This is a genomic window from Erwinia piriflorinigrans CFBP 5888, assembly GCF_001050515.1.
Taxonomy (GTDB): domain Bacteria; phylum Pseudomonadota; class Gammaproteobacteria; order Enterobacterales; family Enterobacteriaceae; genus Erwinia; species Erwinia piriflorinigrans.
In genome coordinates this window covers 44,873-65,645 of record NZ_CAHS01000023.1, presented here as the reverse complement: position 1 = coordinate 65,645, position 20,773 = coordinate 44,873, and the positions used below count along the sequence as shown (strand labels likewise).

17 protein-coding genes and 1 pseudogene are annotated in these 20,773 nt (G+C 54.2%); 8 read left to right on the top strand and 10 right to left on the bottom strand.

Annotated elements, in window-relative coordinates:
* Nucleotides 1-50 precede the first annotated feature (50 nt).
* Nucleotides 51-344 carry an HTH-type transcriptional regulator gene (locus EPIR_RS17440; RefSeq protein ID WP_023656815.1) on the top strand — a complete coding sequence of 98 codons (294 nt, stop codon included), beginning with the start codon at nt 51-53 and terminating at the stop codon, nt 342-344.
* A 42-nt stretch (nt 345-386) separates the two neighbouring features.
* On the opposite strand, the gene EPIR_RS17435 is transcribed toward EPIR_RS17440, so the two are convergent.
* The 3 genes from EPIR_RS17435 to glyQ form a co-directional block, all read right to left on the bottom strand.
* Nucleotides 387-1,433: an NAD(P)-dependent alcohol dehydrogenase gene (locus tag EPIR_RS17435; RefSeq protein ID WP_023656814.1), complete on the bottom strand. Its 1,047-nt coding sequence runs from the start codon at nt 1,431-1,433 to the stop codon at nt 387-389.
* A gap of 188 nt (nt 1,434-1,621) precedes the next feature.
* A complete protein-coding gene (gene glyS, locus EPIR_RS17430; RefSeq protein WP_023656812.1) occupies nt 1,622-3,691 on the bottom strand; it encodes a glycine--tRNA ligase subunit beta in 2,070 nt (689 codons plus the stop codon).
* A gap of 9 nt (nt 3,692-3,700) precedes the next feature.
* Entirely contained in the window at nt 3,701-4,612 is a 912-nt protein-coding gene (gene glyQ / locus EPIR_RS17425; protein WP_012443081.1) for a glycine--tRNA ligase subunit alpha, read from the bottom strand.
* 255 nt (nt 4,613-4,867) lie between these two features.
* Between glyQ and EPIR_RS17420 the strand changes: the two genes are divergently transcribed.
* On the top strand, nt 4,868-5,863 hold the full coding sequence (locus EPIR_RS17420) for an acyltransferase (protein ID WP_023656811.1): 996 nt from the start codon (nt 4,868-4,870) through the stop codon (nt 5,861-5,863).
* On the opposite strand, the gene EPIR_RS17415 is transcribed toward EPIR_RS17420, so the two are convergent.
* From EPIR_RS17415 to EPIR_RS17385, 7 genes and pseudogenes are all read right to left on the bottom strand, one after another.
* Complete coding sequence (locus tag EPIR_RS17415; RefSeq protein WP_023656810.1) at nt 5,848-6,300, bottom strand: SemiSWEET family sugar transporter; 453 nt, start codon at nt 6,298-6,300, stop codon at nt 5,848-5,850. The genes EPIR_RS17420 and EPIR_RS17415 overlap by 16 nt on opposite strands.
* On the bottom strand, nt 6,297-7,700 hold the full coding sequence (gene dalD / locus EPIR_RS17410; RefSeq protein ID WP_023656809.1) for a D-arabinitol 4-dehydrogenase: 1,404 nt from the start codon (nt 7,698-7,700) through the stop codon (nt 6,297-6,299). Before dalD ends, EPIR_RS17415 begins: the two co-directional genes overlap by 4 nt.
* Before the next feature lie 113 nt (nt 7,701-7,813).
* Nucleotides 7,814-8,734 (bottom strand): GlxA family transcriptional regulator, encoded by a 921-nt coding sequence (locus tag EPIR_RS17405; RefSeq protein ID WP_023656808.1) that lies wholly within the window; start codon nt 8,732-8,734, stop codon nt 7,814-7,816.
* 1 nt (nt 8,735) lies between these two features.
* A complete protein-coding gene (locus EPIR_RS17400; protein ID WP_023656807.1) occupies nt 8,736-9,278 on the bottom strand; it encodes an isochorismatase family protein in 543 nt (180 codons plus the stop codon).
* A gap of 116 nt (nt 9,279-9,394) precedes the next feature.
* Nucleotides 9,395-9,643, bottom strand: a pseudogene (locus EPIR_RS18490) (nitrilase-related carbon-nitrogen hydrolase); the annotation flags it as partial.
* Nucleotides 9,644-9,664: 21 nt separating this feature from the next.
* Complete coding sequence (locus EPIR_RS17390; protein WP_023656805.1) at nt 9,665-10,000, bottom strand: DMT family transporter; 336 nt, start codon at nt 9,998-10,000, stop codon at nt 9,665-9,667.
* Between the two features lie 103 nt (nt 10,001-10,103).
* Complete coding sequence (locus EPIR_RS17385) at nt 10,104-10,685, bottom strand: HD domain-containing protein (RefSeq protein ID WP_023656804.1); 582 nt, start codon at nt 10,683-10,685, stop codon at nt 10,104-10,106.
* Between the two features lie 66 nt (nt 10,686-10,751).
* Here EPIR_RS17385 and EPIR_RS17380 point away from each other — a divergent pair, with 66 nt between their 5' ends.
* The 6 genes from EPIR_RS17380 (at nt 10,752) to dppB (ending at nt 20,767) form a co-directional block, all read left to right on the top strand.
* Nucleotides 10,752-11,210, top strand: a complete 459-nt coding sequence (locus EPIR_RS17380; protein WP_023656803.1) for a MarR family winged helix-turn-helix transcriptional regulator — start codon at nt 10,752-10,754, stop codon at nt 11,208-11,210.
* An 86-nt stretch (nt 11,211-11,296) separates the two neighbouring features.
* Nucleotides 11,297-11,725 (top strand): organic hydroperoxide resistance protein, encoded by a 429-nt coding sequence (locus EPIR_RS17375; protein ID WP_023656802.1) that lies wholly within the window; start codon nt 11,297-11,299, stop codon nt 11,723-11,725.
* Nucleotides 11,726-12,032: 307 nt separating this feature from the next.
* Nucleotides 12,033-13,700, top strand: coding sequence for a kdo(2)-lipid A phosphoethanolamine 7''-transferase (eptB, locus tag EPIR_RS17370; protein ID WP_023656801.1), 1,668 nt, complete (start codon nt 12,033-12,035; stop codon nt 13,698-13,700).
* Nucleotides 13,701-14,065: 365 nt separating this feature from the next.
* Entirely contained in the window at nt 14,066-17,329 is a 3,264-nt protein-coding gene (locus tag EPIR_RS17365; RefSeq protein WP_023656799.1) for an autotransporter domain-containing protein, read from the top strand.
* A gap of 603 nt (nt 17,330-17,932) precedes the next feature.
* On the top strand, nt 17,933-19,543 hold the full coding sequence (dppA, locus tag EPIR_RS17360) for a dipeptide ABC transporter periplasmic-binding protein DppA (RefSeq protein WP_023656798.1): 1,611 nt from the start codon (nt 17,933-17,935) through the stop codon (nt 19,541-19,543).
* Nucleotides 19,544-19,747: 204 nt separating this feature from the next.
* The gene (gene dppB, locus EPIR_RS17355) at nt 19,748-20,767 is read left to right on the top strand and encodes a dipeptide ABC transporter permease DppB (RefSeq protein WP_023656797.1); all 1,020 of its coding nucleotides are present in this window, start codon (nt 19,748-19,750) and stop codon (nt 20,765-20,767) included.
* Nucleotides 20,768-20,773 lie beyond the last annotated feature (6 nt).

Genomic DNA, 20,773 nt, shown 5'->3' with positions numbered 1-20,773 from the left:
GTTCTACCTCTCTGGTTGTTCACATTAAGTGAGTTTGTTGAGGTGTACTTATGGAGACTAATGATCCAATGTCCGAACTGCTGTTCAGTCTGGAGCAGATAGTGTTAACCCGCGACGGGATGCCGGCGGTGATTGCCTTAAAGGACAATATGGCGATGCCTGAGTCGCAACGAATTCGGGAAATTACCGGTTTGCAGATTGATGAGTTTGCCCAGGTATTAGGCGTGAGCGTTTCGTCGGTAAAGAGCTGGGAAGCGAAACGAAGCAAGCCTTCGCGCAGTACACAGAAGCTAATGCAGTTGATTAAGTCGAATCCGTATCTCAGCAGAGATCTGCTGAACTAGAAAAAGGAACCCGCCATCAGGCGGGTTTTTGTGTTTAAAGGGTCACTTAACGGCTTTCATATCAATAACAAAGCGGTATTTCACATCCCCTTTCAGCATGCGTTCAAACGCCTGTTCCACTTCATCCAGGCGGATCACTTCAACGTCAGACACAATATTGTGTTGCCCACAGAAATCCAGCATCTGCTGCGTTTCCTTGATGCTTCCGATGGAAGTCCCCGAGATGCTCAGGCGCTTAAACACCATCGGCGTCACGTCCGGTGACTTATGTGGCGCATCAGGGATGCCAACCAGCACCAGATGACCGTTAGTCTTCAACGAGCTCAGGTACGGGTCGAGATCGTGCGGCGCAGCAACACAATCGAGGATCATATCCAGGCTGTTTTTCACGCTGGCCATCTGTTGTGCATCTTTTGAGATCACCACCTGGCTGGCCCCGAGCCGCAGGGCATCGGCTGCTTTGGCGGGGGAGGTGGTAAACAGTACCACCTCGGCACCCAGCGCGGCCGCCAGCTTAACCGCCATATGGCCCAGTCCACCCAGACCAATGACGCCAACACGCTGGCCCGGCTGCACGTTCCAGTATTTCAGCGGTGACCAGGTGGTAACACCTGCGCACAGCAGCGGGGCGACGGCATTCAGCGGCAGATTTTCCGGCACCGCGACAACAAATTTGCTGTTAACCACGATGCTGTCGGAGTAGCCGCCGAAGGTTTTACCGCCAATAAATTTCTCTTCGCCGTTATAAGTGGCGGTAAAACCGGTCTCACAATACTGCTCTTCGCCATTGTGGCACTGTCCGCAGTGACCACAGGAGTCGACCATTACGCCGACACCGACCAGGTCCCCGGCTTTGAAGGTGCTGACGTCACTGCCTGTGCGCAGTACGCGCCCGACGATTTCGTGGCCTGGCACCAGTGGGAACTGGCTGACATCCCATTCGTTACGCGCCATATGAAGATCGGAATGACAGACGCCGCAATAGTGAATATCGATAAGTACATCGCCAGCCTGCAGCTCCCGGCGTGTAAATTCGAAGGGTTCCAGCGGGGTGTTAGCTGCTTTAGCAGCAAAGCCATGTGATTGCATAATGTCTTAACCTGGTTGGCAAAAACCGCACAGGGTAGGGGAATGACGCGCGGTGGGCAATGGGGGAAGGGTAAGATGAAGTGTCAGAAAGCGCAGCGGGCGGCTAAATTTAGCCGCCCGTTTGTTAGCGTATCATTCTGATGCGGGTGGTGGCGGGCCTGCGCGGTTCCGCCGCTGACCACGCCAGATTATTGCAGCAGTGAGATATCGGCCACCTGGAGGAACAGCTCGCGCAGCTTGGCCAGCAGCGTCAGGCGGTTGATACGTACCTCTTTGTCTTCAGCGTTGACCATCACCTTGTCGAAGAAGTTGTCAACCGCTTCACGCAGCTGCGCCAGCTCAATCAGCGCATCCTGGTAACGCCCTTCGGCGAAGTATGGCTGTAGTTTGCTGCTCAGTGCGGTGACATAGGTCGCCAGTTTGATCTCTTCATTCTCTTTCAGCAGCGATGCCTGAACGCTATCATTCAGCGGTTCGGTAGCCTTAGCGAGAATATTGGAGACGCGTTTATTGGCTGCGGCCAGGCTCGCCGCCTGCTCCAGCGTACGGAAGTGGGATACTGCCTTCATGCGTGCATCGAAGTCGGCCGGACGCGTTGGACGACGTGCCAGCACCGCCTGAAGGGTATCGACGCTGTGGCCCTCTTCCTGATACCAGGTGCGGAAACGGCCCAGCATAAAGTCGATCACTTCATCCACCGCTTTCGCGTTAGACAGCTTATTGCCATACAGACGCACCGCTTCTTCGGTCAGGGTTTGCAGATCCAGCGGCAGATTTTTCTCGACGATGATACGCAGCACGCCAAGCGCAGCACGGCGCAGTGCAAACGGGTCTTTATCGCCTTTGGGATGCTGACCAATCCCGAAGATACCCGCCAGGGTATCCATCTTGTCAGCAATCGCCAGCGCACAGGCCACCGGGTTAGAAGGCAGCTCATCACCGGCAAAGCGCGGCTGATACTGCTCGTTAAGGGCCACCGCCACGTCTTCTGATTCGCCGTCGTGACGCGCGTAGTGCATACCCATCACGCCCTGCGTGTCGGTGAACTCGAACACCATATTGGTCATCAGGTCACATTTGGAGAGCAGGCCAGCGCGCGTGGCGTGATTCACGTCAGCGCCAATCTGCGCCGCAACCCAGCCGGCCAGCGCCTGAATGCGGTCAGTTTTCGCACGCAGAGTGCCCAGCTCTTTCTGGAACAGCACGGTTTCCAGACGCGGCAGGTTATCTTCCAGACGGCGCTTGCGGTCGCTGTTAAAGAAGAACTCGGCGTCCGCAAGACGTGGACGCACCACCTTCTCATTGCCGGAGATAATCTGCTGCGGGTCTTTCGACTCGATGTTGGTGACAAAGATAAAGTTCGGCAGCAGCTTGCCCGCCTTGTCATACACCGGGAAGTATTTCTGATCGCCCTTCATGGTGTACACCAGCGCTTCGGCAGGAACCGCGAGGAACTTCTCTTCAAACTTCGCCGTCAGTACGACCGGCCACTCGACCAGCGAGGTGACCTCTTCCAGCAGGCTTTCGCTCAGGTCGGCAACACCGCCAATTTTCGCGGCTGCCGCTTCGGCATCCGCTTTGATTAGGGCTTTACGTGCTGCGTAGTCCGCCTGCACTTTGCCGCGTTCCAGCAGGATCTGCGGGTACTGGTCGGCATGGTCGATGGTGAATTCCGGCTCGCCCATAAAGCGGTGGCCGCGAATAGTACGTGCCGAATCAATACCGAGAATCTTGGCCGGGATCAGCTCATCGCCCAGCAGCAGCGTTACGGTGTGGGCCGGGCGTACGAACTGCACCTCGGACGCGCCCCAACGCATCAGTTTCGGGATCGGCAGTTTTGCCAGCGAAGTGGCAATCATCGCGGGCAGCAGTACCTGGGTGCGTTCACCGGTTACCCGGGCGCGGTACATCAGCCATTCGCCTTTATCGGTGCTCAGGCGCTCAGCCTGGTCGACGGTGATACCACAGCCGCGTGCCCAGCCTTCAGCGGCTTTGGTGGCTACGCCGTTAGCATCAAATGCCGCCTGAATTGCCGGGCCGCGTTTTTCCACTTCGCGATCTGGCTGTGCGGCGCCCAGATTAGCGACTTTCAGCGCCAGGCGGCGCGGGGCGGCAAACCAGCTCACTTCACCGTGGGCGAGGCCCGCAGCGTCCAGCTCGGCGGTCAGATTGGCGGCAAAGGATTCGGCCAGGCTGCGCAGCGCTTTTGGAGGCAGTTCTTCGGTGCCGATTTCCACCAGAAAAGTTTTATCAGTCATGGCTGCCTCTTATTTCTTGTTATTGCACATCGGGAAGCCCAGTGCCTCGCGGGAGGCATAGTAAGCCTCAGCTACCGCTTTGGTCAGGGTGCGAATACGCAGAATATAGCGCTGACGCTCGGTGACGGAGATCGCTTTGCGCGCATCAAGCAGGTTGAAGCTGTGCGCCGCTTTCAAAATACGTTCATAGGCAGGCAGCGGCAGCGGTTTTTCCAGCGCCAGCAGGCTCTGCGCCTCTTTCTCGTACTGCTCAAAGCAGGTAAAGAGGAAGTCGACGTCGGCGTATTCAAAGTTGTAGGTCGACTGCTCGACTTCATTCTGGTGGAACACGTCGCCGTAGGTGGTTTTACCCAGCGGGCCGTCGCTCCACACCAGATCGTAAACGCTGTCGACGCCTTGGATATACATCGCCAGGCGTTCCAGACCGTAGGTGATCTCACCGGTAACCGGCTTGCACTCCAGACCGCCAACCTGCTGGAAATAGGTGAACTGCGTCACTTCCATGCCGTTCAGCCACACTTCCCAGCCCAGCCCCCAGGCACCCAGCGTTGGGTTTTCCCAGTTATCTTCCACAAAGCGGATATCGTGAATAGTGGGATCCATGCCCAGCTCTTTCAGAGAGCCGAGATACAGCTCCTGAATATTGTCCGGCGAAGGTTTGATGATCACCTGAAACTGGTAGTAGTGCTGTAGGCGGTTCGGGTTTTCACCATAACGGCCGTCGGTCGGTCGGCGGGAAGGCTGCACATAGGCGACCGCAGTCGGCTCCGGGCCGAGCGCACGCAGGCAGGTCATCGGGTGGGAGGTTCCCGCGCCGACTTCCATATCCAGCGGTTGGATAATAGTGCAGCCCTGGCGAGCCCAGTAATCCTGTAAGGTCAGGATCAGTCCCTGGAAGGTCTTGGTATCAAACTTTTGCATGTTGATTTCGCACGCGATACGAGTAGTTATAAAAAGTGGGCGTTAGTATACCCTTTGACCGGGGGGATTACCAAAATGGTATCTGCAGTTGCGGCCTGCTGCGCAAAATGGCTGGCGGCGCATCTCTAAGTTTCAGCGTGGCACCACGCGTCTTCATCCTGCTCCTAATTTCGCGTTTACGACTTGTTGAAGGCTGACCGACTGGCTACCCTGAATTTTGCCTTGAGGCAGGTTTAATCGGATGAAGAGGATGAGATGTCGCACAAAATCGCCTGGGTAGAGAACTTACGCGCCGTCGCCTGTCTGATGGTGATTATGATCCACACCACCACCTGGTATGTCACGACCGGTATGGCGGTAGGCGAGCGCAGCTGGGATCTCTCCAACCTGCTGAATTCCGCCTCACGCGTTTGCGTACCGCTTTTCTTTATGATTTCTGGCTTCTTATTCTTTGGCGAGCGCAGCGTACAGAAGCGGCATTTCCTGCGCATTGTACTGTGCCTGCTGTTTTACAGCGCGGTAGCGCTGCTCTACATCACGCTGTTAACGCCGATTAACGAGGCGATCTCCGTCAGACATTTGCTGCAAAAACCGGTGTTCTATCACCTGTGGTTCTTTTTTGCGATTATCGTTATCTATCTGTTTTCGCCCTTAATTCAGGTCAAACTGGTGCGCGCTGGCTATCTGGCGGCGGTGACGCTGGTGCTGGCGATCCTCGCCAATCCTAATACCGTCGACGGTTCCATCGCCCGTTTTCACTGGCTGCCGGTGAATCTGTATATCAGCGGCGATACGATTTACTACCTGCTATATGCGCTGATGGGGCGGGCGATAGGGATGATGGATACGCAGAAGCGCGGCGTTAGCGGGCTGGCTGGGGGAAGTTTTGTACTCTGTGTCGGTTTGATCGCATTCGGCACTAAGCGACAGTTTGCGATAAACGGGGCCTTTGCCGATACCTGGTATCTCTATTGCGGCCCGGCGGTGTTTATTGCCGCCGTCAGTCTGCTGGTGCTGTTCAAAAATACCCTTAACCAGCGCGTTAATCCGTTATTTGCGCTGATTTCACGCTATTCGTTACCGATCTACGGCTTCCATGCGCTGTTTATCCACTTTATGCGCACCCATCGGCTGGATAACACCCAACATCCTCTGCTGGATATCCCGCTGGTGTTTACTCTTACTCTGCTGGGCAGTCTGCTACTGGCGACCGGACTGAAACGCATCGATAAATATCATTTGGTTAGCTGACGTTTTTTATCCCGGCGGCGCATTCCCGGCGTCACCAGCGGACGCAGACGACTGATGCGTGGATTGAGGATCACTCCCGGCGTACGCACCAGCCTACGAGGGTTTGGGTTACGCGTCGGGCGCTCGTGCCACAGTTTGAGGATAATTACCGTCAGGGCCAGTATTGCGGTGATACCGTTAGCGGCCATCACCGGAACATCGTGCATGCGGTGGCCGTACCACGTCCAGCAGGAAACCCCAAAAAATAGCGCGGCCCACATCCCCAGAGAGAGTCCGCTGGTATCCTTATTTTTAACGATATGCATGACCTGAAGGCAGAAGGAACCGGTGGTGACCCAAGCTGCCAGGGTTCCCAACCATACCGGCCACGGGGTAAGGAAGATGATCGACAACAGCGCCAGGGCAATGGTGGCGGCCACAATCAGCAGATTTTTCATGCACTCTCTCGCATCTGTTGCAGGCCTTTATCGACGTTATGCACTGCTGCGGCAAGATCGCGATACAATTCAGGGCGGCCAGCCAGCGAGCCAAATAATTTCTTCTGTTGAGTAAACGCCAGAAGTGGGTCGTCGGCGTTGAAGATGTCTGCGAATGGCACCTCATCCAGCGCACGGTCTTCATAATCAAACGGCAGCGTTCCTTCATGACGCTGCTGCATAAAGCGGAACCACAGGGCAGGCAGAATAAGCGTTGCCGCCGGTGTTGCGCCCTGTTTGTAACGGGCTTTCAGCGTGGGCGCGATAAATTGCTGTAGCTTGGCGATACTGTCCGAAGAGACGCGCTGCGTGGTATCGCGTACCCATTTGTTACTGAATCGGTTTAGCGTGGTTTCGCCGTAATGCGCCAGATCGATATCGCAAGGCTGTAACGCCGCCGCGACATCCTGTAGCACATAATCGCACATCCACCGTTTGGTAATCGGTTGCAGACTCTGGTCAATATACTTTTTACCCAGTAACGCACCGGCCCAGGCAATACCGCTGTGGCTGGCGTTCAGGACGCGTATTTTGGCTTCTTCAAACGGCGTAACGCTGCTAACAAACTCCACACCGGCCTTTTCCAGCGCCGGGCGACCGGCAATAAACTTATCTTCCAGTACCCACTGCGAGAAGGCTTCGCAAGTGAGTGGCGCACCATCGTTGTCGATACCCTGTTCAGCTAACCGATCAAACAGCGCGGCATCAAATTTTGGCGTGATGCGGTCAACCATGCCGTTAGGGGCGGAGGTATTCTGCTCTATCCACGCCAGCAGCTGCGGATCGTCCTTCGCTTTGACAAACTGTGATAACCCGCGTGCCACGCTGTCGCCGTTATCACGCAGGTTATCGCAGTTAAGCAAAGTCACCGGGCCGGTTTGCTTGCGCATACGTTCACGCAGAATTTTCACCAGCGCCCCGTACAGCGTGCCGGTTTCCTGCTGCTCGGCGAGATCGGACTGGATCGCCGGGTGTGTCAGGTCAAGTTCGCCATCATCGTCAAGGAAGTAACCCCCCTCGGTGACGGTAAACGAGATAATTTTCGTGTCTGCACTGGCACCCACGTCGACCAGCGATTTCAGGCCTTCGTCCCACAGGATGACGTTTTCAACGGCTTCAATCGGTTGATAGACGATTTCGCCTTCGGGAGAGATGATTTCCAGCGTGTAGCGGCCCTGCTGTTTGGCCAGCTGTTGCAGCGTTTTTTGCGTGCTGCTATTGCGAATATTGGCGAGGGAAAGTGTCCAGCTGTTGTCTCCCTGCTGGTGGAGTTGGTTCAGGTACCAGCTCTGGTGTGCGCGGTGAAAGGCACCAGCGCCAAGGTGTAACCAGTTGGATTTTTTATCTTTGTTACGGTGCAAACCTTATCCTTAATCTGAAACAGATAGTGACAATGTTACCTGTAACCGTAGCACAGAAAATCAACGTTATAAAACCGATGACAAAAGCCTCTTGCGGCTGCGCCCGGAAAAAATCACGCCTGCCAGCGCTCCAGGGCGCGGCGTAGCTGGCGTGAGGAAGAGAACCCGGCTGACAGCGCCGCTCTTTCACTGCCTTCACCTTGCTGGAGCCGCTGCCGGGCAATGGCCAGACGCAGCTGTTGATGGTAATCACGCACGCTGATCCCCAGATGCTGGCGAAAGAGGCGCGTAAGATGGCGTGCGCTAACATGGGCATGCGAGGCAATTTTCTCCAGTGACCACGGCTGCTCCGGGTGCTGCGTCATCATATCTTGAGCCCGATGGATGGCAGGGTGGACATGGTTACGATAGCGCAACCAGGGAGACAGCTGTGGGTCTTCCCCCGAACGGCGGAAAAAGACCACCATTTCGCGCGCGATATTCAGCGCCACCTGAGATCCGCACAGGTGGCCGATCAGATGTAGGGACAGATCGATACCGGCGGTGATCCCGGCGCTGGTCCAGATATCGCGATCTTCGACGAAAATGCGGTTTTCTTTGATGATCGCACGGGGTTCTGCTGCCTTCAGGCGAGATATGACCTCGTGGTGGGTGGTGCACTGCACGCCGTGCAACAGCCCGGCCCTGGCGGCCAGCAGTGAACCGGAACAGATACACACCAGCGTGAGCTGGCGTGCATGGATCATCGGCTGAATGCGCAGTAGCCAGTTGCGCGCCGCCAGCGCTTGCGGGGTGTCAAACCACAGGCTGGAGTCGCTGACGCCTGGTATCACTAACAGACTTCCGGCGGGCAACGTTTCCGGCAGGGGTTCGATACGGCTGATGTACATCCCGGTAGAGGTCAGAACGCTTTCATCCGGCCCGATATAGCGCAGAGAAAAGGCATTACCCGCCAGCTTAAACGTTTCCGCCGGGCCGGTCAGATCCAGCGCCATAACGCCGGGCAGGGTGATAAACCACACCGGAATAGTCATATTATGTCAGCTCCTGTAGGCAGTCCTCAACGCGACGAATAGCGGCGAAACGGTCGATTAGCACGCTTTCGGTACGGTGGCGTAAATCGGCGATGCTCAAGGTAATACCGTTATGGGTGAGCGGAAACGTCAGCGTGGCTTCGGTCACATAGGTTACGCGATAGCCAAAATCGGACGCCACGCGGGCCGTGGTTTCACAGCACTGCTCCGAGCGCAGGCCGCTAATAATGACATGCTTCACCTGGCGCTGTTCCAGCCACTGCTGTAGACCGGATTCGGTCAGGGCATTATGCACGGTTTTGCGAAAGGTCGCCGCCGCCTGATGCTGTAGGAAGGGCAAACGTTTCACCAGACCGGAACCGGCAGCAAAAGCCCCTTCGTTTTCTATATGCAGAATATCCACGACCGGAATACCTCTGGCCTGGCAGCCGTCTGCCAGCTTGCTTAGCGCCTGCTCAAAGGCCGGGGTTTCGGGCGTATCGAGGTAGCCACGATGGTAGAAGGATTGCTGGGCATCAATGATTAACAGCACGCTATCGGTCATTTTCGGACTCCTGCCTGATTGGGGTTAACCCTATCATCGCCGGGGCAGAAGAGATAAAGAAGGTCAAAAACGGACATGATGTTGTCGTGGGGGGACAGGGTGAAGGGGGGAGTCGTGATCGGCTTCAGACGCTCGTCGTTAGCGCTGATGGCATAGCGGGCGGGGTCAGCTTTGATTAATGTGGGTTCATAGCCACTGAGAAATTTCTCCGGCAGCAAGACCACTTTGGCCCCCAATTCTGCCGCCCGCTCGATCAGGCTAACGGACTGCTGCACATTGGCCGGAATATCTCCCGCCACAGATTTAGCCTGCGCGACGGCTACCTTCAGTTTATTCACGGGCCAGCGATGATGATTCGCGCGCAAAGTTCAACTTCTGTTTTTCGCTTAGTGAGCGACAGATTTTGAAAACATTTGAATAATAACAATGCCAGCGGCGATGCACAGCATTCCGGCAATGGCTGGAAAGTCGAGTCGTTGTTTATAGATGAAGAATGACATGATGGAAACCAGAAATATTCCCATTCCTGCCCAGATGGCATAGGCGATCCCGATGTTCATGGTTTTCACAACCTGTGACAGACCATAAAATGAAATGGCATAGCCAATCACAACAAAAATACTGGGGATCAGTCGGGTAAATCCCTCTGACGCTTTCATCATGGTTGTGGCAAGCGTTTCGGCACAGATTGATATAGCAAGAATAAGATAAGTATTAGGCATAATTCCTTCAGATAGCAGTTAAGTTTGTGAAATTATACATGACCGCGACCGACAGAAACCTTAACGAACATGTAATGGATGCGCCGTGCTGCTGTTGGCCGGACTAACGATACTTCGCTTCCTGGCGCTTAAACCAGCCTGCCGGGATATTGTGCGGTGGTTGCTCCAGCTGCCGTATGCCCTGCTCAATAATCCGTTCAGCCTGCTGCCACAGTGCAGCGTTTCCCGCCGTGAGCAGTGCGATCTGCACACGTTTTTCAACCAGATAAACCCGGGCAAACTGGGGGTCGTACTGAATAATTGAACGCGTATTGTCGATAATATCAGCCAGTTTGATCGTCTGCGCCTGCGGATTGGCGCGCTGTGAGTGCTGAAAATGGGCGACTTTGCGCGCCACGCGGCTCTGACCTGCTGCGTCACCGCGATTGGTGAGCATATCAACCAGGCTGGCAATATTGTCACCAAAGTGACGACGAATATCGTCAAGGGTGCTTGCCGTATCTTCGACAGTGTCATGCAGCCACGCCGCAGCCAGCATATCTTCATTGTGGCTGATGCTGCGAACCAGCTCCACTACCGCTGCGGGATGCACGATATAAGGCTCGTCAGTGAATTTTCGGCGCTGTCCGGCTTCGGCATGAGCTTTACTGGCATAGCGACGCGCTCGTTCTTCCACAGTCTGCATGCTCTCTCACCCCTCGAATAATAGAAATAGCTTGCTATTATATAGTGCACTACCTATCATCTTAGCATGATGATCGATAAAGACGATAAAAAAGTGATGAATGCGCCACTGCTGCTTGACCAGCAGCTGTGCTTCGCGCTTTATTCTGCCAATCTGGCGCTGCATAAGTTGTATCGGCAGTTGCTGGCCCCGCTTGGCATCACCTACCCGCAATATCTGGTGATGATGGTGTTGTGGGAGCAGGATGATGTCACGGTATCTGAGATCGGCACGCGGCTGTACCTCGATTCAGCCACGTTGACGCCATTATTGAAACGCCTTGACTCGGCAGGCCTGTTAAACCGTCATCGTTCGCGTAAAGATGAACGTCAGGTGGTGGTGACATTGACAGAACAGGGAAGGACATTGCGCAAGCAGGCGCTGGATCTGCCCGCATCCGTCTGCCGTGCCTCGGCCTGTGAACTGACAGAGCTGCAATCGCTGAAAAGCGAGCTTGAAATGCTACGCGATAACCTAAATGGTTAAGTGTGCTAACACCGGGGAAATGCCGTAAATAGTCTTATAAATAGCGCGCGATTAAATCGCAAGCAAACACACTAAGGAACTTCACTATGTCATTAGAAAAAGTTGTTTATACCGCAAAAGCAAAAGCCACCGGTGGACGTGACGGCCGTGCGACTTCCTCAGACGGCGTACTGGACATCAAACTGGGCGTACCGAAAGAGATGGGCGGTGCAGGTGGCGAAGCGACCAACCCGGAGCAGCTGTTTGCTGCCGGTTATTCGGCCTGCTTCCTCGGCGCGATGAAGTTTGTTGCCGGTCGCGATAAATTCACCATGCCAAAAGACGCCTTTATTGCAGGTGAAGTTGGCATTGGGCCGTTACCTACCGGGTTTGGTATTGAAGCTACGCTGAATATTCATCTGCCGGGCATGGACAGTGCCGAAGCACAGAAGCTGGTGGACGCGGCACATATCGTCTGTCCTTACTCTAATGCCACCCGTGGCAATATCGACGTGACGCTGAATATCATCAACTAAGCCAACCTTACCTTATACAGCCGGGGCTGTCTGACCCGGCTGCTGTCACTTCCCCTGTTTTAATCAGAAAATTCCGCCATTTCTACGATAAATCGCTAATTTGCTCCTGTGGTCTGTTATCAGCACAGACGTGCAGGCGTAAGTATGTTTAACTGGCCCTACTGCAACGTCATCTCGCCTCCCTCCTGGTTGTACCCCTTCTTGAGGTTAAACGTTTGTGCTGGTGAACTCTGACGCACAGCCAGGGTCTGATTAGCGTTCAGATGGTGTTTAGCAATTGTTCAGATTAGGTCAGGATTAAGGTTGAATGAATTATATTAAAATGTGTACCCAGCAAAAGCTGTCGCTGCTGTTGGCCCTCTATATCGGACTGTTCCTCAACATACCGGTGTTCTATCGCCGCTTTGACCCCTTCCTCGCTAAGTTTGCAATGATGCAATGGCTATCCGCGTTGGCTGAAGTGGTAGCAGTGGTGCTGTTGACTTTCTTTCTCCTGCGGCTGTTGTCACTGGGTGGAAAACTGTTCTGGCGCGTATCCGTCAGCCTGCTGGTGGTGATCTCCGTCGCAGCCAGCTACTACATGACCTTCTTTAATGTTGTCATCGGCTACGGCATTATTGCCTCGGTAATGACCACGGATACCGACCTGTCGAAAGAGGTGGTGGGTTACCACTTTGTGCTGTGGATGGTGCTGATCAGCCTTCTCCCGCTGGTCGCCATCTGGCGCAGCCGCCTGCCTATGACGCTGCTGGAACAGATGAAAACGCCGGGGCAGCGTATCAAACCGCTGTTTGCGCTACTGCTGGCCGTGCTGCTGGTCTGGCTACCTATCCGTTATTTCGACAAGACACAAAGCGCCAACGAGAAGCAGACCAATGTCGACCTGCCAAGCTATGGCGGGGTGGTGGCACACTCCTATTTGCCGTCTAACTGGCTGTCGGCGCTGGGGCTGTTTGCCTACACCAGTTACGACGAACATATGGATAGCGGTAACCTGCTCGATCCGGCGAAAAAATTTACTTATCACGCGCCAGCCGGAATCGATGATACCTATGTGGTGTTCGTGATCGGTGAAACCACGCGCTGGGATCATATTGGCCTGCTCGGCTACAAACGCGATACCACGCCGAAGCTGGCGCAAGAGAAGAATCTGGTGGCGTTCCGTGGTGAGTCGTGTGATACCTCCACCAAGCTCTCGTTGCGCTGTATGTTTGTGCGCGAGGGGGGAACGGATGATAATCCGGCCCGTACGCTTAAAGAGCAGAACGTGTTTGCGGTGCTGAAGGAGCTGGGCTTCAGCTCCGATCTGTACGCGATGCAGAGCGAGGTTTGGTTCTATAACAATACCGATGCGGACAGTTACGCCTTCCGCGAGCAGATTGGTTCAGAGCAGCGTAATCAGGGTAAATCGGTAGACGATATGCTGCTGATACCGGAACTGAAATCGTCGATCGATGACCATGCCAAAGGTAAACATTTGGTGATACTGCACACCAAAGGTTCGCACTATCTCTATTCACAGCGTTATCCACGCGAGTTTGCCCGCTATCAGCCTGAGTGCATGGGCGTAGACGATACCTGTAGTAAAGAGATGCTGATCAACGCTTACGACAACTCTATTCTGTATATCGACACCATGCTGGATAGCGTGTTTGACCAGCTGCGTGATAAGAAGGCTATTGTGTTTTATGCCGCCGATCATGGCGAATCGATCAGCGACAATATGCACCTGCACGGTACGCCGCGCAATATGGCACCGCCTGAGCAGTTCCGTGTACCGATGATGGTTTGGGCGTCAGATAAGTATCTTGCCGATGGGCAAAATAAGCGTGCTTTTGAGCAGCTACAGGCACAGCAACGTGCGGGTAAAACTCACCGCCATGTTGAACTGTTTGACACAATCTTAGGCTGCCTCGGCTACACGTCGCCAGATGGGGGGATTAACCCGTCGAATAACTGGTGTGCCATTCCGTAACGCCTGGCGCGCTCACGTCTGCTGACTTATTTCACTTCTGCCCCCGGTTCACGATGACCGGGGTTTGACTTCTCCACGTCACAGGGGGGGAAACGGGAATAGAAAGAAGCAATATGCTTAAGTAATTAACAGGAAGGCTCCATTTTTTATTTATGACAACGCACTGAAGGATATTAAATTTACCCTTTTGAGGTTATTCATTGGCGCTATCCCTGTCGATTAAATGAGTCGCTATTAATTAATTAAATAGCTATATAAAAAGACTATTACCCCATAAATAGCTGCGCGGCATACGATGTTAGGCGTTTATTTCAGATCTGAATCTATTTTTTATAATTATTGCTTCCATTTGCCGGGTATATATTATGAAAATGAATCACTGCACTCTGATAAAGACAGCTCACTTCGCTAAAAATAAGCCGCTACGACTCATCACGTTTTCATTTGTGATCTATTCAGGCTATGCGCTCTGTGGCCAGCCCCCCTGGCTTATGGCTTCTGGCGCATTCACCAACGATCGTCCTGCCGCGTTGATATCCTGGCGCAAGGATGCCGAATTTAGGGCTGGCTGGCCTGCTAATGCCATGCATGCGGAGGCGGCATACAGCCAGGGGATAACCGGTGAGGGCGTTCGGATAGGGGTACTGGATTCAGGTATCGACACCACCCATCCAGAATTTAACGATCCACGAATACATACCGTTATCACATTAGGGAATTATGCGGATAACGGTTATCAGTTTTATACCAATACATCCAACAGTAAGATCCCGGTCAGTAAAGGAGACCCGTTTTTAGTGAAGGGGAATTACGATCCTACGATAAATGATTCCCACGGCACCGAGGTATCGGGTGCTATTGCCGCATCCCGCAATGGGAAAGGCATGCAGGGAATCGCTTTTGCATCGCAGCTCTATGTTGCCAACACTAACGGCACGGATGACAACAGGGAGCAGGGTTCCAACACGCTGGATTATAACTATTTTACTGCCGCATTCGCGGCGCTTGGTAACAGTGGTGTACGCATGGTGAATCAGAGCTGGGGGCAGAATTCCAATATTGACAGAGAAAATCTTACTGATAATACGGCCCAGATGATTAACGCTTACACCTTATTTAACAAGCGTAGTGCCGCCGGTGAAAAGACCTGGCTTGATGCCACCGCAGAAGCCGCTGAAAAATATCACTACGTTGAAGTGATTTCCGCCTCCAACGACCCGCAAAAGAACCCGGATATGATGGCGGCACTGCCCTGGTACCGTCCCGACCTGGAGACAAGCTGGCTGGCGGTAAGCGGCTATTCGCCGCATGGCGAGCAGGTCTATAACCAGTGCGGCGTGGCGCGTTACTGGTGTCTGATGGCACCGACGGCGGCACTGACAACCAAGCCAGGTGGCGGGTATAACCCCTATTTCAATGGCACTTCAGCCAGCGCACCTTATGCCTCCGGCCCACTGGCGCTGGTGATGCAGCGTTTTCCTTATCTGTCAAATGACCAGGCTCTGAGCGTATTACTGACCACCGCGAAGGAGATGGTCGTAGCACCGGGCATTGATACCCGGCGGGCTATCAGCGACTACGCCATTTATGACCATCATTCGGCTCAGCATACCTATGGTTATCTGACGAAGATTATTGCTGGCAGCACCGGAACCCCCAACGCCATTACGGGCTGGGGGCTGATTGATGTCGCTAAAGCAATGAATGGCCCTGGACAATTATTGGGTAACCTGGCCGTCAGCATGCCGGCAGCGGTAACCGATACCTGGTCCAATAATATCTCCGATACGGCAACGGTAGCCCGCAGGCAATTTGAGCAGGCACAGTTGGATGAATTGAACGTCGCTTTACGGCAGGGCAAGATAGACGATCCATCATCAAACCAGCCGCTAGAACTCGATCAGGATCAGGTCGACGTAGTGAGAAAAGTGATAGCGGCAAAGCAGCAGCTGTTGTCTGACTACGGCAGAGATCCGCTTACCAATAAAACATTCGTCGGCAGTTTGACCAAAACCGGGGCGGGTACGCTGATTCTGAGCGGTAATAGCACCTATAGCGGAAGTACCTGGGTCAAAGAGGGTCGCCTTGCGGTAAATGGTTCTGTCACCTCTGATGTCACGGTACAGGATAGCGGGATCCTGGCCGGTAATGGCCACACCGGCTCGGTTAATGTGCGTAAAGGGGGGATCGTTGCACCTGGCAATTCGTTGGGTACGCTGACTTCGGACGGGGATATCACCTTTCAACCCGGTTCACATCTCGCCGTTGAGGTTGCTCCTGATGGCCGCAGTGACCGGCTGCGCTCAGGCGGAAAGATCTTGCTAAATGGGGGGGATGTCGCCGTGTTGGCGGAAAATACCACTAACCTGCTGACGATGCCGCAGGTGGAGAGCCTGACGGGAAAAACGTTCCAGATTATGTCAGCAGAACAGGGGGTTAATGGTCGATTCAACAGCGTGTCTCCTGATTTCCTCTTCCTCGGTACCCGTCTTGCCTACGATAACGATAGCGTTACCCTGACAACCGGACGCAACGACACATCGTTCGCCTCAGTTGCCGATGCCGGTAATCCCCGGGCGGTGGCCACTGCCGTTGACTCTCTTCCGGCGGGTAATTCGCTGCGCGAATCGATTCTCGCCAGCACCACGGCAGCCGAGGCGCAGGCAGCTTTCCGTTCACTGACGGGGCAGCGCCATGCCGATATCAGCAGTGCGCTGCTGGATGAGGGCTGGCAGGTGCGGGATACGCTTAACGATCGGCTGCGTCAGGCGCAGGGGGAAGTCACATCGCCAGATATCAGCAGTGACGATGAGGGGATCTGGGGGCGTATGTTGGGAAGCTGGGGGCACGCGCAGGGAGATAGCGGCACATACAGCTACAGCGACTCGGTATATGGCGTGATATTCGGTGCAGATCGGGCGATTGGCAATGGCGCACGGCTGGGCGCGGCGGCAGGCTACACGCGTACAGCGCTGAATGGCAACAGCGCTGGCAGTGCCAATAGTGATAACGGCTGGCTGGCCGGTTACGGTAGCCGCACGGTCGGTGCCATAACGCTGCGTGGCGGTGGTGCGCTTGGGTGGCACCGTATTAGCACGGACCGTCAGGTTAACTTCGGTAATCAGCACGATAGCGATAGCGCCCACTACGGTGCGCGATCCGCACAGCTGTTCGCCGATGGCGGCTATAACCTGCTAAGCGGCCCGACCACGCTGGAGCCTTTTGTTGGTCTGAGTTACAGCAGTCTGGCTCGTGAAGGCTTTGCAGAAAGCGGCGGCGCAGCGGCACTGAACGCCGGGAAGGAAGAAAGCCATGCCCTGGTTTCTGAAGCAGGTCTGCGAACCGGCACCCGTTGGCAGATGGGTCGCGATCTGAATGCCAGTGTCTTTGCAGAAACCGGCTGGCAGCACCGCTATAATCCAACGGCCGGAGAAACGACGCTGCGCTTTAACACCGGGAATGCGTTTACGGTGACTAGTCCGGTCGCGTCGCGCGACGGTGTGGTCATGAAACTCGGCGTTGGCATGCAGGAGGGGAAAAGCCTGTCGGTGGCCCTCAACTGGTCAGGACAACTTGCTGAAAAGCGGCAGACCAACAGCGTGGGTGCCGATCTTACCTGGCATTTCTGAGTACCAATACGTCACGTCCACCGATGATACATGCCCCGGCACGGCTTGCGGGGCAGAATATGGCGGAAATTCTGTATGCATAGCGGACGCAGACAGAGATCGAACACTTATTTCGCGCTGCATTTTTCTTATAGCTGAAAGCCGTTTATGGCTGACTGCTTATATCAGCATTGCACTATTTTTAACTGGAAATGCAGAACTAAAGATCGTCCTATGATGTTTTAAGCGTTTATTTACCTGCAATATGAGACTTTTTTTGTAGAGTTATGTGCTGTGTTAATGGCAAGACATTGGCTGATAAACTTATATTAAGGATTATAAATAAAATTTTAAGCTGCTTAATGGAGATTAAGTATTTTTTTATTTGATGATATTATTCACATTAAATGCACGTCATCCCGCCTTTTTGATTGACCTTTTCTGAATCTGTTGACAAATTTAGCCTTCAGGTAAAGGTCATGATCTCTTTTTAATGCTGCCCTGCCGACGGGCTTCACCTTTCTTACACCTTAACTGTAGCCGTAAGGCACCACGCACAGGCCACCCAAAAAAATTATCGGCCGGCGTACAACACACATCACACATCACTACTGGAGTCTAAATATGCGTATTCCCCTGGCTAACTACGGGATGCTGAAAGTGGGTCTCAGCGCCATTGCATTGATGATTGCCACAGGCGTTCAGGCAAAAACGTTGGTTTACTGTTCTGAAGGTTCTCCAGAAGGTTTTAACCCGCAGCTGTTTACTTCGGGCACCACTTATGACGCCAGTTCAGTGCCGATCTACAATCGCCTGGTTGAATTTAAAATTGGCACCACTGAAATTGAGCCAGGTCTGGCGGAGAAATGGGATGTTAGCGCCGATGGCAAAACCTATACTTTCCATCTGCGCCAGGGCGTGAAGTGGCAGACCACCAAAGATTTTAAACCTACGCGCAATGTCAACGCCGACGACGTGGTGTTCTCGTTCGAGCGCCAGCTGGATAAGAACAATAAATATCACGGGGTTTCCGGCGGCAGCTACGAGTACTTTGAAGGCATGGATATGCCTAAACTGATTAGCAAAATTGTTAAAGTCGATGATTCCACCGTTCGTTTCGAGCTGAACCGCCCGGAGTCGCCGTTCCTTGCTGACCTTGGTATGGACTTCGCGTCGATTCTCTCCGCTGAATATGCCGATAATATGCTGAAAGCCGGTACGCCGGAGAAGCTGGATCTGAATCCGGTCGGCACCGGCCCGTTCCAGCTGATGCAGTACCAGAAAGATTCGCGCATCCTGTACAAAGCCAACCCGGACTACTGGGGCAACAAACCGAAGATAGACCGTCTGGTGTTCTCCATCACGCCTGATGCCTCTGTGCGCTACGCCAAAATGCAAAAAGGCGAATGCCAGGTGATGCCGTACCCGAATCCGGCGGATCTGGCGCGCATGAAGGAAGATAAAAATATCAACCTGATGCAGATACCAGGCCTGAACGTCGGTTACCTGGCGTTCAACACCGAGAAGAAACCGCTGGATAATCTGAAGGTGCGCCAGGCGCTGACGATGTCGGTAAACAAAAAGGCGATTATCACAGCGGTTTATCAGGGTGCGGGCCAGACGGCGAAAAACCTCATTCCGCCAACCATCTGGAGCTATAACGACACGATTCAGGATTACCCTTACGACCCGGAAAAAGCCAAAGCGTTGCTGAAAGAAGCGGGTATGGCGGATGGCTTTACTATCGATCTGTGGGCGATGCCGGTACAGCGTCCGTATAACCCGAATGCGCGCCGTATGGCCGAAATGATCCAGAGCGACTGGGCGAAGATTGGCGTGAAGGCCAAAATCGTCACCTACGAATGGGGTGAATACCTGAAGCGTGCCAAAGCCGGTGAACACCAGACCGTGATGATGGGCTGGACCGGAGACAACGGCGACCCGGATAACTTCTTCGCCACCCTGTTTAGCTGTGCAGCGGCGAAAGACGGATCGAACTATTCACGCTGGTGCTATAAGCCGTTTGAAGATCTGATCCAACCGGCACGCGCCGAGGCCGATCACAACAAGCGTATTGAATATTACAGGCAGGCTCAGGTCATGATGCACGATCAGGTGCCTGCGCTGATTATCGCCCACTCGACGGTGTACGAGCCGGTCAGCACAAAGGTCACTGGCTACGTGGTCGATCCCTTAAGTAAACACCACTTCGAGAATGTCGATATCAGGGAATAAGGTGTTGGCCGTGTGAAAACGGCCAGACACTTTTTCAAAGGGCCGGGAATATCCGGCCCTTCTTGCCAGTGAGCAAAACGGTCGTCAAGGCGCATTATTTGCGTCGCGAGCGGGGACATACCCACGGGTATCACCGCGCGCAAGATGTGAGCAATAATAATCCTGTCGGTTACGGCTGGCAGGAAACAGAAGAGAATCCGGAATATGCTGCAATTCATACTCCGACGCCTGGGACTTGTCATCCCGACGTTTATTGGTATCACCCTGTTAACATTCGCGTTTGTGCATATGATCCCCGGTGACCCGGTGATGATTATGGTCGGCGAACGCGGTATCTCCGCCGAACGCCACGCCCAGCTGATGGCCCAGCTCGGCCTCGATAAACCCCTCTGGCAGCAGTACATCACCTATATCAATGGCGTCATGCATGGTGATCTGGGCCTGTCGCTGAAGAGCCGTGTGCCGGTGTGGGACGAATTTGTCCCGCGCTTTAAGGCCACGCTGGAACTGGGCTTCTGCGCGATGCTGTTTGCCATCGCCGTTGGTATTCCGGCAGGCGTGCTGGCGGCGGTCAAACGCGGCTCCATTTTTGACCACACCGCCGTGGGCATCTCCCTGACCGGCTACTCAATGCCAATTTTCTGGTGGGGCATGATGCTGATCATGCTGGTATCGGTGCAGCTCAATCTGACCCCGGTCTCCGGGCGTATCGCCGACACCGTATTTCTGGATGACAGTCAGCCGCTAACCGGCTTTATGCTGATCGACACGCTGATTTGGGGCGAACCCGGCGATTTCAAAGATGCGGTGATGCATATGATCCTGCCGGCCATCGTGCTGGGAACCATTCCGCTGGCGGTGATTGTGCGCATGACGCGCTCGGCGATGCTGGAAGTGCTGGGTGAAGACTATATCCGTACCGCACGCGCCAAAGGGTTGACGCCAATGCGGGTTATCGTGGTGCATGCATTGCGCAATGCCATGCTGCCGGTGGTTACGGTGATCGGATTGCAGGTCGGTACGCTGCTGGCCGGAGCCATCCTCACCGAAACCATCTTCTCCTGGCCGGGCCTCGGGCGCTGGTTAATCGATGCACTCCAGCGCCGCGACTATCCGGTGGTTCAGGGCGGGGTGCTGATGGTGGCGACGCTGATTATTCTCGTCAATCTGCTGGTTGACCTGCTTTACGGCGTGGTGAATCCGCGCATCCGTCATAAGAAATAAGGGGCC